14 protein-coding genes are annotated in these 15,475 nt (G+C 59.3%); 3 read left to right on the plus strand and 11 right to left on the minus strand.

Annotation, left to right across the window (positions count from 1 at the left end):
* Positions 1–82 precede the first annotated feature (82 nt).
* The 3 genes from foxA to INF58_RS02225 form a co-directional block, all read right to left on the minus strand.
* Positions 83–2,191: a ferrioxamine B receptor FoxA gene (gene foxA / locus INF58_RS02215; protein ID WP_193526935.1), complete on the minus strand. Its 2,109-nt coding sequence runs from the start codon at positions 2,189–2,191 to the stop codon at positions 83–85.
* Between the two features lie 121 nt (positions 2,192–2,312).
* Positions 2,313–3,266 carry an AraC family transcriptional regulator gene (locus INF58_RS02220; protein ID WP_193526904.1) on the minus strand — a complete coding sequence of 318 codons (954 nt, stop codon included), beginning with the start codon at positions 3,264–3,266 and terminating at the stop codon, positions 2,313–2,315.
* A 139-nt stretch (positions 3,267–3,405) separates the two neighbouring features.
* Entirely contained in the window at positions 3,406–3,639 is a 234-nt protein-coding gene (locus INF58_RS02225; RefSeq protein WP_003863067.1) for a DUF2171 domain-containing protein, read from the minus strand.
* 219 nt (positions 3,640–3,858) lie between these two features.
* Between INF58_RS02225 and INF58_RS02230 the strand changes: the two genes are divergently transcribed.
* Positions 3,859–4,047, plus strand: coding sequence for a hypothetical protein (locus INF58_RS02230; protein WP_047363975.1), 189 nt, complete (start codon positions 3,859–3,861; stop codon positions 4,045–4,047).
* Positions 4,048–4,085: 38 nt separating this feature from the next.
* On the opposite strand, the gene INF58_RS02235 is transcribed toward INF58_RS02230, so the two are convergent.
* The 3 genes from INF58_RS02235 to INF58_RS02245 all read right to left on the minus strand — a co-directional run bounded on the left by INF58_RS02235 (position 4,086) and on the right by INF58_RS02245 (position 6,778).
* Positions 4,086–5,207 carry a cupin domain-containing protein gene (locus INF58_RS02235; protein ID WP_107534619.1) on the minus strand — a complete coding sequence of 374 codons (1,122 nt, stop codon included), beginning with the start codon at positions 5,205–5,207 and terminating at the stop codon, positions 4,086–4,088.
* A gap of 134 nt (positions 5,208–5,341) precedes the next feature.
* Entirely contained in the window at positions 5,342–5,944 is a 603-nt protein-coding gene (locus INF58_RS02240) for an ATP-dependent Clp protease proteolytic subunit (RefSeq protein WP_131636625.1), read from the minus strand.
* Between the two features lie 63 nt (positions 5,945–6,007).
* Positions 6,008–6,778: a DeoR/GlpR family DNA-binding transcription regulator gene (locus INF58_RS02245; protein WP_112792165.1), complete on the minus strand. Its 771-nt coding sequence runs from the start codon at positions 6,776–6,778 to the stop codon at positions 6,008–6,010.
* Between the two features lie 81 nt (positions 6,779–6,859).
* On the opposite strand from INF58_RS02245, the gene INF58_RS02250 reads away from it, so the two are divergent.
* Positions 6,860–7,246, plus strand: a complete 387-nt coding sequence (locus INF58_RS02250) for a VOC family protein (RefSeq protein ID WP_193526905.1) — start codon at positions 6,860–6,862, stop codon at positions 7,244–7,246.
* A gap of 179 nt (positions 7,247–7,425) precedes the next feature.
* Entirely contained in the window at positions 7,426–8,043 is a 618-nt protein-coding gene (locus INF58_RS02255; protein ID WP_193526906.1) for a response regulator transcription factor, read from the plus strand.
* Between the two features lie 3 nt (positions 8,044–8,046).
* Here INF58_RS02255 and INF58_RS02260 read toward each other — a convergent pair whose 3' ends face one another.
* The 5 genes from INF58_RS02260 to INF58_RS02280 are packed head-to-tail and all read right to left on the minus strand — an operon-like array spanning position 8,047 to position 15,271.
* The gene (locus INF58_RS02260) at positions 8,047–13,632 is read right to left on the minus strand and encodes an ATP-binding sensor histidine kinase (protein ID WP_193526907.1); all 5,586 of its coding nucleotides are present in this window, start codon (positions 13,630–13,632) and stop codon (positions 8,047–8,049) included.
* A 9-nt stretch (positions 13,633–13,641) separates the two neighbouring features.
* Complete coding sequence (locus tag INF58_RS02265) at positions 13,642–14,022, minus strand: response regulator transcription factor (RefSeq protein WP_045894247.1); 381 nt, start codon at positions 14,020–14,022, stop codon at positions 13,642–13,644.
* Between the two features lie 23 nt (positions 14,023–14,045).
* On the minus strand, positions 14,046–14,306 hold the full coding sequence (locus tag INF58_RS02270) for a XapX domain-containing protein (protein ID WP_003863056.1): 261 nt from the start codon (positions 14,304–14,306) through the stop codon (positions 14,046–14,048).
* Positions 14,303–14,524: a DUF1427 family protein gene (locus INF58_RS02275; RefSeq protein ID WP_003863054.1), complete on the minus strand. Its 222-nt coding sequence runs from the start codon at positions 14,522–14,524 to the stop codon at positions 14,303–14,305. Before INF58_RS02275 ends, INF58_RS02270 begins: the two co-directional genes overlap by 4 nt.
* A gap of 60 nt (positions 14,525–14,584) precedes the next feature.
* Positions 14,585–15,271, minus strand: coding sequence for a hydrolase (locus INF58_RS02280; protein WP_023315321.1), 687 nt, complete (start codon positions 15,269–15,271; stop codon positions 14,585–14,587).
* Positions 15,272–15,475 lie beyond the last annotated feature (204 nt).

Here is a 15,475-nt window from a genome sequence, read left to right on the forward strand (position 1 = left end):
GCCCGGTGGCGCTACGCTTACCGGGCCTACGGGGGAGAGTAGGCCGGGTAAGGCGAAGCCGCCACCCGGCAAAATCAACGACTCAGAACTTCCACGAAACGCTGCCCACAATGCTGCGTTCTGCACCGAAATAACAGTAAGAGAGCGAGTTACACGCCGCAACGTAGCTTTTGTCCGTCAGGTTATTGACGTTCAGCTGCGCGCTCACGCCCGTGAGCCCCACTTTCGACAGGTCATACCCTACGGCCATGTCCACCAGCGTGTACGACGGAAGCGTATGGGTGTTCTGGCGATCGCTGGCGATCCCGTTGACATAGCGCACGCCGGAGCCGACGGTCAGGCCGTCCAGCGGGCCGGTTTTGACGTCGTAGCTCAGCCAGGTGCTGGCCATGTTACGCGGGGCATAGACGGCGCGCTTGCCCTCCTCTTCCGGGCTGCTCTTCTTATAGCGAATATCCGTGTAGGTATACGCCGCCTGCATGCGCAGGCTGTCGGTCAGCTGACCAATCGCCTCCAGCTCAACGCCTTCAGATTCGATTTCACCGATGGAACGGTACGGATCGGTCGGCTCCTCTTTGGTGGCAATGTTCTTCTGGTTGATGCGGAACACCGAGGCGCTGAACTGGCTGTTCATCCCTTCTGGCTCATACTTCACGCCCGCTTCCCACTGCTTGCCCTTCATCGGATCCAGGATATTGCCCTGCTCGTCGGCAAAGCTGGTCGGCGTAAAGGCGGTGGAGTAGCTCACGTACGGGGCAACGCCGTTATCAAACAGATACAGCAGCGCCGCGCGGCTGCTGAAGTTGTTTTTATCCAGATCGCTGCGGGTGTGGTTGAAGTTGTCGACGTTCGACACGCTCACCTGGTCGTAACGCCCGCCGAGCGTCAGGCGCCAGCGGTCAACGGACATCTGATCCTGTAGGTAGTAACCGGTCTGGCGAAGCTTATGCTTTTCCCTGCTGTACTGGGTGATGTAATCCGGCTTCGCACCGTAAACCGGGTGGAAGGCGTCAATCGGCGGGAAGCCGCCATAGTAGCCGGTCACGTTGTTGGTGCGGTCCTGGTAGTCCATGCCGATCAGCACGCGGTGGTTTACCGCCCCGGTGTCGAAGCTGCCGTCGACCTGGTTATCCAGGGTGATGGCGTTCATCTTCTCGTCGGAGCCGGAATAGCCGCGGTTCAGCTCGGTGTCATTCAGCCAGCCTGCGGCATACACCTGGTTCAGCTCCACTTTGGTGTGCAGGTAGCGCAGCTTCTGGCGCACGGACCAGCCGCTGTCAAACAGGTGCTCAAGGTTATAGCCGACCATGTTTTCCCGACGATCGTACTTGTCGTAATCGTCTTCACCTTCAAAGAACGTGTTGGAGATTTTCTTCCCGCTGTGCGGCACAACGGTGCCCTCATACGGCAGGCCGGAGTGGCTGCCGCCTTCCGGATCACGGTGCAGGTAGGCCATCAGATCCAGACGGGTGTTATCGGTGATACGCCAGGTCAGGCTCGGCATCAGCGCATAACGCTCTTCCTTCAGCGGATCGAACTGGGAATCGGCATAGCGGGTCATCCCGCTGAGGCGCACCGCCACGCGGTCGTTATCATCAACCGGGCCGGTGACGTCGAACATCGCCCCACGCTGGCTATTGTTCCCGGCAAAGAGCTTGATCTCCCCGCCCGGATCGAACGACGGCTTACGGGAGGTAAGCGCCACAATCCCGCCCGGCGATGAACGGCCATAGAGCACGGAGGCCGGGCCGCGCACGACTTCGATACTGTCCAGGAACCACGGATCAACCACCAGCGAGCTGTGGGAGTTGGTGTCGCCCATCATCTTCAGGCCGTCCAGGTAGACGTTGTCCAGGCTGCCGTCAGAGAAGCCGCGCAGCACCATGTAGTCAAAGCGGTTAGACGCCCCAATCTGGTTGCTGTAGACCCCCGGCGTGTAGCTCACGGCCTGACGCACGCTGGTTGCGCCCTGCTCTTCGAACTGCTCGCGCGTGACGATAGAGACCGACTGCGGAGTTTCAATATCCGGCGTTTCAAGCTTGGTGGCCGCAGACTGCATCTGCGAGGTCACCACCACGGTGTCAGTTTTTTGCGCATCCTGCGCCAGTAAAGGAAAAGCGACGCTACCGGTAACCCATCCCACCAGCAGTGCCAGACGCGATTTAGCAAACATAACCCTCTCCAGAGATATTTCTTATTGTTAATAAGAATTATTACCTTTTTGAGAGTGCAAACGGCTATGCGCGCCGCCAGGTTACGTATGCGCGATGCTAAACCGCACGGGATGCGTTCGCGCGATGGGCGAAATTACGTTAGCGGAGTTTGCGCACGTCGCCCGGTGAAATCCCGTAATGACGACGAAACGCGGTGGCGAAGTTGGTGGCATGCTGATACCCGCACATCCAGGCCGCCTGCTGCACGCTGTGGCCCTCCAGCAGATAGCGGCGCGCCAGCGCAAGGCGACAGTCGCGGAGATAATCGAAAAGCGTGCAGCCGTAGCGCTGACGGAACTTGCTGCGCAGGCTGCTTGGGCTCATTGCAGCCAGGGCCGCCAGCTGCGCGAGAGTATGATCCCGTTCAGGAGACTGTTCCAGCATGCTCCGCACGCGTTCCAGACGCGCATACTCAGGGCGGCTCGGGCAGGGCTGCTGGCGCTGGTTCAGGCCGTGGCCGAGCAGCTGGTACATCAGCCCCTCCAGCAGCAGCTTACGCGCGAGCACGCTTCCCCTCTGCTGCTGCGCATGCTGAATACCTGACATAACAAATTCGGGAACGTGCCAGACAAACGTGGGTGTATTCAGGTTTTGCCATTCCAGCAGCAGCGACTCAAGCAGGGCTTCACGCCCGGCTTCATGCGGGTACACGCCAAACGAGAGCGTTTTCAGCGAGCTGTCGGCGTCGTGACGCGCGCTCATCACCTGTTCCTCACTCAGACGGGCGCTGAACGCCATGCCGGGACAAACGTGATAGTCGATGCCATTGAGCGCGATCGTGACGCACCCTTCCAGGACGACCAGCATATAGAGCGGGCTGCTTTGGCGGGATGTGGTTTCGTAGGGTTGTAATACATGCACGTCGGAGTGGGTCAGCGAAATGCCGGACGAGAGCGTTATCTCTTCCACATTCCCCTGCAACACCGGGCTGCCGCTGACCTGCTCCCCTTTTAACAGCGGGAAACGGTAGTCGATGCCGTAGCGCTCGCCGAATATCTGAAAATCTTCAACAAAAAATAGGCGTTTCGCTGATCTATTTTCACTCTGGAGCATAATTCGGGGCCTGCATCGGGGAAAGGTCAGGCAAAACAGTACCATCCCTTTGCCATATCAGCAATCACCGGGCGCAGACACTATTACGCTCCGGACAAAGCCGGAGCGAAGGCGTATATTTCTTATCGAGAAATATATTTTATGCTTCCTGCCACTCAGCAAAAACCTCTTTATGGTTTTTGGTCAGGACAACTTTATTATCTTCGACCTTATCGACCCAGCCGAGAGGAATAAAGTGGTGCTTGCCGCCCGATTCCGGGTCGCTCTTCGCAAGCTTGATACGCTCGCCGTCTAAATGGTCCACAACCCCGACGTGCGTTCCGCAGCTGGCGACAACCTGAGTGTGATCCTTAATTGCGCTTTTATCTACCATAATCATTCTCCTGTTTCGGTTATTTGCCTGTTGCACGAAATTAACTGTAGCGCATAAATTCAGGCTTAAAAGGCTTATTAGCATTTTGAAACATCATTGACAGAATGGAATATTATGTCTATTTAACGCCGAATTGAAAAAATAAGAATGAGATGAATTATTACCGGCTGATTATTTCCCGTTCATAATTAAATTATCGCAACCAACGAGGAGGTATTTATGACGATTCGCAACAATAATCGGGCAGAAATTTCGCTGGCTCTTGGTGAAGCGGTCTTAGACATCGTGCAAAAAGGCCATGAGGTATCGCGAGAGAATCTGGCCCAGGCGATGAAAATCAAAGCGGAGAAAGAGCGCGACGACGAGCGGCTTTTGAACTACTGGAAGGCGTGTAACATGCTGGTTTGAACGTAGCGGCGTTTAGGCTGACTAAACGCCGCCTGCTGTTACTCGTCGAAGAACCAGTAGCCCTGGTTAATCAATCCGGTCAGCTCGTCCACAAACGCCGGATTATTCAGCGCGTCGCCCAGCTCGGCCTGGCCGAGCTCGGTGTAGCGGCACAGCGCGTCTGCCCCGTTCATATCCGCCGTTTCCAGCTGTTCACTGTTGATAAACACGCTACCGTTGACGTTCAGCACGCGCAGCCCGCTCAGGCGGGAGAGCGTTTCGCCCCCTTGCAGCGCGTCGAGCACCTCTTCCGCTGAATACGGCGGCTCGGCGGCGGCAATATCCAGCTCGTGACGCGGCGTGGAGACGAAGCTGCCAAACCATTTCGTGAAATCGTCCGGCTTGCTAATCATGTCGATCATCATCTGGCGGATACGATCGAGTTCATACTGCTCGACGCGGCCCGGGTGTTCGCGGCAGGTCAGATCCGGATCGCTGTAGTGCTCGCCGCCCAGATCGTTTTCCAGCGCGTAATCAGCAAAGCTGCTGATCAGATCGCGGCCGTTCGGCCCGCGGAAGCCGACGGAGTAGTTGAGCGCGGTTTCATGGGTGAAGCCGTCATGCGGGAATCCAGGCGGAATATAGAGGATATCGCCCGGCTCAAGATCTTCGTCGATGATCGGCTCAAACGGATCGACATGCAGCAGCGCCGGATGCGGGCAGAACTGACGCATCGGCAGCTTGTCACCCACGCGCCAGCGACGGCTGCCCATCCCCTGGATGATAAACACATCGTACTGATCGATATGCGGCCCCACGCCGCCCCCCGGAACGGAGAAGGAGATCATCAGGTCATCAAGACGCCAGTCCGGCAGCACGCGGAACGGACGCACCAGTTCAGCGGCGGGCATATGCCAGTGGTTCACCGCCTGCGCCAGCAGGGACCAGCCGGTTTCACCGAGGTTATCGAAATGCTCAAACGGACCATTGCTCGCCTGCCACTTGCCGTTGGCATGGCTTACCAGGCGGCTATCGACTTCCGGCTCCATCGCCAGACCCGCCAGCTCGTCCGGCGTAATCGGATCGACAAAATTCGGGAAGGCATTTTTCAGCACAACGGGTTGTTTTTGCCAGTATTTTTCAAGAAATTCCGGCCAGTTCAGGTTCAGTTGATACGCCATGGTTAGCACCAGTGAGAGGGTAAACAGGCGCGATTATAGGGGAGACGGCTGGGGGGGAACTTGTCATGGGTCAAACGAGCGCGCGTAGGTCGGGTATGGCGAAGCCGTCACCCGACGCACGCGCGGGCTAAAACTTAATCCAGGTTCAGCTCGTCATAATGGGTAATCAGCTTGCCCACAATCCCGTAGTCCAGCGCTTCCGCCGGCGACATCCAGAAGTTGCGGTCAGTGTCTTTCTTTACTTTCTCCAGCGGCTGGCCGGTGGCGTCAGCAATCAGCTTGTTCACGCGTTCCAGCATGCGGATGATCTCGCGCGCTTCGATCTCGATATCCGTCGCCTGACCGCGCACGCCGCCCAGCGGCTGGTGGATCATAAAGCGAGTATTCGGCAGCGAGTAGCGGTGCTCTTTTTTCGCCGCCAGGAAGATGGTGATCCCGGCGCTCGCCACCCAGCCGGTGCCGATCACGTGCACTTCCGGACGGATGAACTTAATGAAGTCGTGGATGGTGTCGCCCGCTTCCACGTGGCCGCCCTGGCTGTTGATGTACAGCTTGATCGGATCGTTGCTGACGCTTTGCAGCAGGATCAGCTGGGTAATGACCTTCTGGGCCAGCTCCTGGTTAATCTCACCGGAGATGACAATCGAACGGGATTCCAGCAGTTTTTGCTGAAGAGCGCCCGCGCCGCTTGACCCTTCCGCTTTGTCTTTGTCGCTTTCTTTCAGTGTGTAGTGCATTGTTACGTCCTCAGCATTTAGCGCTCAAAACCAGAGTGTAGCCTGTTTTACCCGTGAAAGTCCTCAGGCACACACAATGCGAACATCCTGCGCCGCCAGCGCGTCAAAAACGCCCTGTTCTATCCTCTCTTCTACCACCAGCACATCAATGTCGCGGCTCTTCGCTACCACAAAGCGCGCTACGCCGGGAATTTTGTCTGCGGTCAGGGCCACAATGGTCTGGGTACTCTGGGCAATCACGGCTTTTTTAAACTCGCAGTCGGCAAAATCAAACCCCGTAAGCCCCGTCTCAGGATCCATCGCACAGCCGCCGATAAAGGCCTGATCGAAGATAATGCCCTGGATCTGGTTCGCCGCCGTGGCGCCAACCGTTCCGCCGGACGCTCGCTGGATCTGCCCGCCGGTGACGATCACGTCGCACAGAGGATGATGCAGCAGCTCCGCGGCAATCGCCGGGGAGTTGGTTACCACCGTGACGTTAAGATCCGCCGGAAGGGCTTTCGCCAGCGCCAGATTTGTCGTCCCCGCGTCGATAAAAATGCACCCGCCCGCCTGAACCAGCGTTGCAGCTTTCTGCGCGATTGTGTGCTTTTCTGCACTTATTTTCTGCTCGCGGCTGAAAAAACTGCCCGCATCCGGGAGCTGAAGCACCGCGCCGCCATAGACCTTTTTGCAATAGCCTTCTTTGCTAAGTTCATGTAAATCACGGCGAATGGTGTGCTCGGACACCTTCATCTGGCTCGCCAGCTCGGTACAGATCACCCTTCCGCTCTCCTGAAGGATCTGTCGGATCCGCTCTTGTCGCTGCTCAGGAAAAGCTGCATAATCGAGCATTGAAAGTCCTTTGTGATTTTTAATCGAGTATCAATGCGCATAATGTTGCATAACCGCGCAATACAAACAACGAGGGTTACAATGAATATTGCACATGTCGCACTCTGGACCCGCAGCCTTGAGGCCCAAGTTCAGTTCTGGGAAACGGTTTTTAATGCCCGCAGTAACGAACGCTACGTCAGCAAAAACCGCCCAGGGTTTGAATCCCACTTTATTACCCTGGATGACGGGCCGACCCTTGAGCTGATGACGCTGCCGGACCTGCCCGACGCCCCGTCGCACCCGGAGTTTATCGGCTGGGCGCATATCGCCATCAACGTCGGCAGCAAGGCAAAAGTGGACAGCATGGCCGAGCGGGCACAGGCAAACGGCACGCTGCTCAGCGCCCCGCGCATGACCGGGGACGGCTTCTATGAAGCGGTGATCGCGGACCCGGACGGCAACCGCATTGAGCTTGTCGGTGCATAAAAACAGCGTTTCGTTCCTTCACTGCCCCCGCCCCGGCTCGCTATACTTCATATGGTTATCATATTGTTAAATGATAATGATATTTAATGTGTTAAGATGAAAGTCAGCATAAACAGTCTCTTACGCCACCGTTGGGACTGTTTGCATCCTCGACATTTAAATCAGCACCGGGGCGGTGAATGGAACACATTGTGTATGTGGTTGATGACGATGACCCAGTCAGGCAGTCCGTAATCGGGCTGCTGGAATCAGCGGGCCTGAACGCCATCGGCTTTTCATCGGCAGAGACGTTTCTTCAACATCGCTTTGACGATCTGCCCTCCTGCGTGATCCTCGACATGCAAATGCCCGCCATCTCGGGTTTTGAAGTGGCGGACGCGCTGAAAGACAGCGGGCGCGAGATCCCGATTATTTTTCTCACCGGCCACGGCACTATTCCCATGTCGGTGCGCGCCATTAAAGGCGGGGCTTATGAATTTCTCACCAAGCCCGTCGAATCCAGCGCGCTGCTCGACGCCATTGAATCCGCCCTTCAGCTGGCGGAAAACAACGCCGTGCGCAACAAAGAGCACTACGCCCTGAAGCAGCGCCATATGTCCCTCACCCCGCGCGAGCGTGAGGTGCTTGAGCTTGCCATCATCGGCAAGCTCAACAAGCAGATCGCCGCCGAGCTGGGCGTCAGCGAGATAACGGTAAAAGTGCACCGCCGCCGGGTGATGGAGAAAATGCAGGTTCGTTCCGTGGCCGAGCTGGTCAGGGCCGTCGAGCGCCTGACCCAAAGCCAAACCGTGGAATAACCCTTACGCCTCCGGGCCGGCAAGCGGCAGCGCGAAAGCAAACACCGTGCCGTGCGGCTCCCTGCGGCGCGCGCTCAGTTTTCCCCGGTGCCGCTCAATGATGCTGGCGCTGATGGTCAGCCCCATCCCCATTCCCTGCGCCTTGGTGGAGTAGAACGAGTCGAAGATCCGCTCGGTAAGCTCCGGCTCAATGCCGCTGCCGGTATCGGCAATCTCGAAGATCACCTTTCCTTCAATGCAGTTCGCGGTGGAGATCGTGATGCTGCACGGGCGATCTTTTATCTCCGCCATCGCTTCCACCGCGTTCATCACCAGGTTAAGCAGCACCTGCTGTATCTGCACGCTGTCGCCAATGATAAAACTGTCATGAGCGTTTAAAAGGTAATCAACGCTAATGTGTCGCAGCTCAAGCTCGCTGCGGGAAAGCATAATAATGTGGTGGATCAGGAAGTGCAGATCGATGCGCGTAAGCGTGGGATCCTGCTTGCGGGTCAGGGACTGAATGCTGCGGATGATCTCCCCCGCCCGCTCGCCCTCGGCGGCGATCTCCTCCAGCCCCTCGCGCACCTTGTCGAGCCGCGCCGGATCGCGGCCAAGCCAGCGCAGGCTCGCCCCGGCGTTCGAGACAATCGACATCAGCGGCTGGTTGATCTCGTGGGCGATCGAGGAGGTCAGCTGCCCGACGGTGGTGGCCCGGGACACCCGCGCCAGATCCGCCTGCGCCACCCGCATCGCATCCTCCGCCGCCCGCTGGCTGGTGATGTCGGTGATGATGCCATAATACTCGTTCACCTCGCTGCCGACGCCCACCGGATCGCCAATCCCCAGAATGTAGCGTACAGAGCCGTCGGTGCGGATAATGCGAAACTCCGCGCGCATGGACAGCCCGTCGCGCACGCTCTGGTTAACGAGGGCGCCAATACGGCCATAGTCGTCCTCATGGACGTAGGTCAAAAACTCCGCCATTGACAGCATTTTTTGCTGTTCCGGCAGGCCGAGAATGCGGGCGTACTCTTCCGAGATAAACATCAGATCCTGCACCAGCTCCCAGCGCCAGCTGCCGGTGTGGCTGATCTGCTCGCCCAGCATGAGGGACGTCTGGCTGGCGCGCAGCTCTTTCTCCACGCGCCGACGGTGGATGTTTTCCGCCAGCAGCTCGGCGTAAAGCCGCGCCGTCTCCAGCGAAACCGCCGCCTGCGCGCCCAGCAGGCTGACCACGCGCGAGTGCTCGGCGGTAAACACCTCCGGCATCAGGCGGTTTTCCAGATAGAGTACGCCCACCAACCGCGCCTGCTTGAACATCGGCACGCACATCACCGCGGCGCCGGACGTCACCAGGTACGGATCCTGGCTGAACGGGTGGAACGCCTCCGGCTTGCCGGTGCGGATCTCCTGCCCGGTGCGGATCACCGCAGCCAGCACCGACAGCGGCATGTCCGTCGCCATCGGTGACTCTTTCACGATGCGTACCCGCACGCCGTCGGTGCTGGTCCAGGCGCTGGCTTCAATTTCCGGTATATGATTATCGCTGACGCGCAGCAGCAGACCGCGCTGCGCCCCGGCCCGTTCGAGCAGCAGCGTCATCAGGTTTTCGATTAAGCGTTCGAGGTTAATCTCTTCGGACAGGGCGCGCGAGGCTTTGATGACGCTCTGTAAATCGCGGATCACCTCGTCCTGGGCGAACGCCACCGACTCATACGCCCGGCTCTGTCCGGAGGCCAGCAAGTGCGGGAAATCCTGCTCCAGCTGGCGCACCTTGGCCTGCGCCCCGGCGCGGCCCCAGGCGGCAATCGACCCGCGGAAATGGGCGTCGGAGGCGGTCGGGTAGCCGCAGGCCAGCGAGAAACGCCCCGCCAGCTCGTGCGCCAGGGCATTGATCGGGTTAAACCCGCCCTCCCGCGAGAGGCGCACCGCCTTTTCATACTGCTCCAGCGCGATGCTGTTCATGCCGTCCAGACGGACGATTTCGGCGTAAATCAGCGCCTCTTTATCGGCAAACGTGCCCGGATTGATCCGCGCCCAGAGGGCAATTTTGTCGTAATGGTGATGAATGCTGCGGCGATAATCCGCCGAAAAGGTCTCCGGCGTGAGCTGGCGCGAGAGGGCCAGCGCGCTGTAAAGATGGTAATCCAGCAGATGGATATGGCCCGGCGCGGACCACGCATACCAGCCCGCCATCTCTAAATCCGCCTGCGCGTCGGCATATTCGCCGCAGGTAAAGTGCGCCATCCCGCGATAGAGCCAGTACCAGAACAGCATGGTCGACGTCTGCTCTGGCGCCTGCTCCGGCGGTGCGGGCAGCAGATCGTCAGGCAGCGCCTGGGCGGCGCTCCAGGTGCCCGTCACCGGCGTACGTAAAAACTCCACGTAGCGGCGCTGAATGTGCAGAACGGTTTCAATGTCCTGGAAATCCGTTTTACGCACGAAGGCCAGACCGCGATCGATGCTGGTCAGCACGCCGTCCAGATGATCGCCCCGGGAGAGGAAATTAATGATTTGATGACAGGCTGCGAAGCAGGCCATCGTCGTGTCGCCGTGCGTTACCGCTGAGGTAAAACAGGCTTTCGCGCACTCGATAGTGTACGACAGCGGCTGGGTCCAGACACTGAGCTGGTCGAGCGGCAGCAGGGTTTTGGCTTCATAGGCATCATAGCCGTGGCGGTTTACCAGCTCGCGAGCCAGCGTGCCGTACTCAAACCCGAGACGGTATTCGGCGTAGCGGTGGCCAATCAGCACGCCAAACCAGGCCATCGCCGTGGTGGATGCTCCGGTAATGCCGTGGTCGAGCGTGAGATGCATCATCCGGCACAGGAGTAAAAAGTGCAGCCGCGGGCAGGTAAAGCTGGCGAAGATACTGGCGCTGTAAAGCAGGTTCATTACCGCTTCAGTCTCTGCATTCTTCATCAGCGTCAGCTGAGAAAACGGGTTCTGCGGCGCGTCGGCGATGCGTTCGCAGAACTGCTGCCAGGCCTCGTCACAATCGGCATTTTCCGGGTAGCGGCTGACCTGGATCCCGAACACGCTCAGCCAGCACAACGAGGCCTCCAGCGCCAGGCGGATCTCCGACTGGCGCATATAGACTTCCGCCAGCAGGTTCGCCGCCAGCGCTTTCTCCGTCAGCCCGCCCGGTGAGCCGAGGATCGTATCGCACAGCGCGCGCGTACGCTCCAGGTGCCCGAGCGCAAACTCGCAGCCCGCCTCTTCGATATCCAGCATAAAGTCCGAGACCGGACCCGCATTCCCCAGCGCTCTGGCGGTCTGGATATAGCTCAGGGCGGAGAGGTAATCCCCGGTACGCTTCGCACGCCGCGCGGCCTGGAGGCTCAGCTCACGGAATCTCTGGCGCTGCGGCGCAGGCTGGATGCAGTCCAGCGCGGCGCTGACGTGGTGAACCGCGCGGAACAGCAGCTCATTGCCTGCCGCCTGGCGCGCGGCGTCCGCCAGCAGGCTGGCGGTGGTCAGGTGCAGATGACTTTTCTCGCCCTCATCCAGCAGGGCAAAGGCGGCTTCCTGCACCCGATCGTGGGTAAAGGCGTACTCTTTTTCCGTCAGCACAATCAGCTGAGCGGTCACCGCCGGGTGAAGCGCGTAGCGGATTTCCGCCGCAGACAGCCCCACCACGCGGCACAGCATCTCCAGCTCGCCCGTGCAGCCGAGGCAGGCGATGCTGCCCAGCAGACGGCGCGTTTCGTCAGGCATCTCCTTGAGCTGTTCCAGCACCAGCGTTACCACGTTTTCGGTGTAGTGCCGGGCGCGGATCGCCTGAAGATCGTAATGCCATTTACCCTGATATTTGTTGTGCACTACCAGCCCGTCATCGACGATGCGGCGGAAAAATTCCTGCACGAACAGCGGGTTGCCGCCGGTTTTTTCGTGGATCAGCGCGGCAAGATCGGTGGTGCCGGCGCTGCGGGCATGAAAAATTCCTCCGAGCCAGCGCGCCACGGCCTTCACCGACAGCGGCTGCGGAACGATCGTCGTGGCGTGCTGCGCCGCTTCCGGCAGGCTCGCCAGCGCGGTCTGCAAGCTGGGGTCAGAAAGCAAACTGAGATCGCGGTGCGCCACCACCACCAGCAGCGGAATGGCGCCGCAGGTACGCAGCAGGTGATCGAGCGTTTGCAGGCTGGCGACGTCGATCCACTGCACATCATCCAGCAGCAGCACCAGCGGCGTCCCTTGGGTGGTGAAGGTTTTCACCAGCGCCAGCACCATATGGCTGAAGCGCGCCCGCGCGTCGATGGAAAACGTATCCGCTGAGAAACGCGGTTTGTTCTCCAGGAGTAAATTCAGCTCCGGCACCAGGCTGACGGCCAGCTCCTCGTAGCCTTCCAGCGCGCGCGTCAGGCGGATTTTCCACGTCGCCACCTCCCCGGCTGGCAGCCCGAGCAGGTGCAGCGTGAGCGTCCGAAACGCCGAACTCAGCACGCCGTAGGGCAGCGTGGGGGAATATTGATCGACCTTGCCCACCGCCAGCAGCACCTTGCGCTGTTGCAGCGATTTCAGCGTGGTGGCGATCACGGAAGATTTGCCGATCCCCGACGGTCCGCCAATCGTAACCAGTTCCGGCGCACCGCTCTGGCTAACCCGCTCAAACGCGGCGATGACGTCGCTGGCCTGCGGATGAGCGGAAAAAAGCGAATCGGCCAGATGGATCGCCGGAGAGCGATCCTGCTGGCCGGGAATAAAGTCGACAATTTCGCCTTCAACCGTCAGCGTCGCCTGGCAGCGCCTGAGATCGGCAATCAGCCCGTCGACGGTCTGATAGCGGTTCTCCGGATTCTTCTCCAGCAGCTTAAGGATGATGGTCGACAGCATGCCGGGGACGTCCGGGCGCACCCGGCCCGGCGCAAGCGGCTCAGAGGCAATGTGGTAATGCGCCCAGCTGGTCTGGTCATCCGCGCTCAGTTCAAACGGTAATCGCCCGGTCAGAAGTTCATACAGCACGATACCCAGGCTGTAGAGATCGCTCCGGCTGTCGACGGCGCGCCGGGTACGGGTGGTGTGTTCCGGTGACATGTAGGCGGGCGTGCCGCCATACGCGGCAAGCCGGGTCTGGGAGAACGCGTCGGAGGTGCCGCAGGCGAGGCCAAAGCTGCACAGACGGCAGGTGGCGTCATGGTGAACGAAGATCGACCCGGGTTTGATATCGCCGTGGATAAGGTTGTGCAAATGCATCTGGCGCAGGGGACCGCAGATGCGGATTGCCATCTCAATAAAGCGGCCGATCGCGGAAATCGCCTTACCTGCCCGGCACGCCAGCAGTTCAAAGCAGAACGGCGCGTAGACCAGCGCAAAACGTCCACGGTACTGGGTAGAGGCGACGGGCCGGATGGCCCAGCCGTCATGAAGCCGATCGCGCAGGGCAAACTCGTTCTTCAGCAGGCGGGTTGCCCGCTCCTCTTCTTCATCGCTGACCGCGGTGGCAATAATAAACGAACCGCCGGACTGGGGATGCCGCGCGTTCATCCAGGAGATGCCGCCCTCCTGCGCCAGCACGGTAAAAATAACATCCTCTTTCAGAACAAAAGCCCGCCCTTCATGGAGACTTCCCCGGGCGGGCCAAAATGCAGGCGACGTATGTTCGTTCATCCGCGATCCTTATTGTCGGCGGGTCAGCTCCCGCTGAATATGATCCAGCAGAATATCGATGTTAATCGGCTTACGCAAAAATGCAGCGGCGCCCAGACTGAGTGCATACCGCTGCATATTTTCATCAGCATGGCCGGAGATAAACAGTATTGGCGGCGGCGGCGCGGCCAGCAACCGCAGCTTTTCAAACAGCTCGATGCCGTTCATGCCGCGCAGCTTGATGTCGGCGATCACCAGCGACGCGCCGGACAGGGCGAGAGGGTGGCTTAAAAACACCTCTGCCGAATCGAAGGTATCGGTAGCATACCCTTCCGATTGCAGCAGATTACTGAGCCCGCTGCGAACAGAGCGTTCGTCATCGATGATGGCAATGCGCCACGGCAGCGTCATGCTGTCTTTCCTCAAACAAATCGTTACGCGTCGCGGCTTTCCTTCGCGGGCGCGGGGGGCGCAGTACCGCTGATTTTCGGTACGCATTCATGACGAAACCAGGCCAGGGTCAGCGGTTCGCGGCTTACCAGACGACGCCCGATGGGGATCAGCTGTTCACCCACCAGCATGCCGAACAGGCCTAGCAGCGCGACGACCGGCGGCGCCGGGGAATGTACGTCGAGCAGGGCGTAAAGTACCCCAGCCGCGACCCCGCACACCAGCGAAATAATCCAGGCCTTCATGATGACGCTCCGGTCGGGTGTTGAACGTGGGGAACCGTCACCTGCACGGCAGCCGGATTATCGCGGGATAAAAGATGACGCATCGCCTGTTCGCCTGCCAGCATGCCCAGCAGGCCAATCAGCGCGAGCGCGGGCGGCGCGGGGGACCGCACCTTCAGCACGGCGTACATCAGGCCAATCAATACGCCTGCCGCGAGGGATATCAACCCTGTACTCATTGAGAACTCCAGAGAAAAAGGCGCGGCGAGCCGGATGAGGGACCAGCCCGCCGACGAGGCTTAGCGTGCCGGGACCGGCGCTAAAGTGCGGTGCTCGCTCTTCTGGCGAGACGGCGCTTTGTGCACCATGGTGTAGGCGTAGTCCACGCCCATGCCGTAGGCGCCGGAGTGCTCGCGCACGATATCCATCACCGCGGTGTAGGTCTCTTTGTGCGCCCAGTCACGCTGCCACTCCAGCATGACCTGCTGCCAGGTCACCGGGATCACGCCCGCCTGGATCATGCGCTGCATCGCGAAGTCGTGGGCCTCTTTGGAGGTGCCGCCGGAGGCGTCCGCCACCATGTAAATTTCGTAGTCGCCTTCCAGCATCGCGCACAGGGCAAAGCTGTTGTTGCACACTTCAGTCCACAGACCGGCGACAACCACTTTCTTCTTGCCGTTGGCCTTCAGCGCGTCACGCACTTTCTGGTCGTCCCAGGAGTTCATGGAGGTACGCTCCAGAATGTCCTGGCCCGGGAACACGTCCAGCAGCTCCGGATAGGTGTTGCCGGAGAAGCTTTCGGTTTCAACGGTGGTGATGATGGTCGGGATGTTGAACACTTTTGCCGCTTTCGCCAGCGCCACGGTGTTGTTTTTCAGCACCTGGCGGTCAATAGACTGCACGCCAAACGCCATCTGCGGCTGGTGGTCGATGAAGATGATCTGACAGTTGGCAGGGGTTAAGACTTCGAGCTTTGAAGTGGTCATAAGATTATCCAGTGAGGTTAAAGGTTAAAATCGTCGCGAAAGGCACGCCGATAAAATCGCATTCATCCTATGACCCGCGCCGCCGGGGCGTAATTATCTCTTCGTATAGTTAACCTTAGGTATAGTTATACTTTGGTATACCTATCCTATTGTATAACTGGATCTTTCCCGAAACCGGTTCCCATAATCCTGACCATTCCCCTC

Origin of the sequence: Enterobacter cloacae complex sp. P24RS (assembly GCF_014982165.1) — a bacterium.
GTDB classification, from domain to species: domain Bacteria; phylum Pseudomonadota; class Gammaproteobacteria; order Enterobacterales; family Enterobacteriaceae; genus Enterobacter; species Enterobacter quasihormaechei.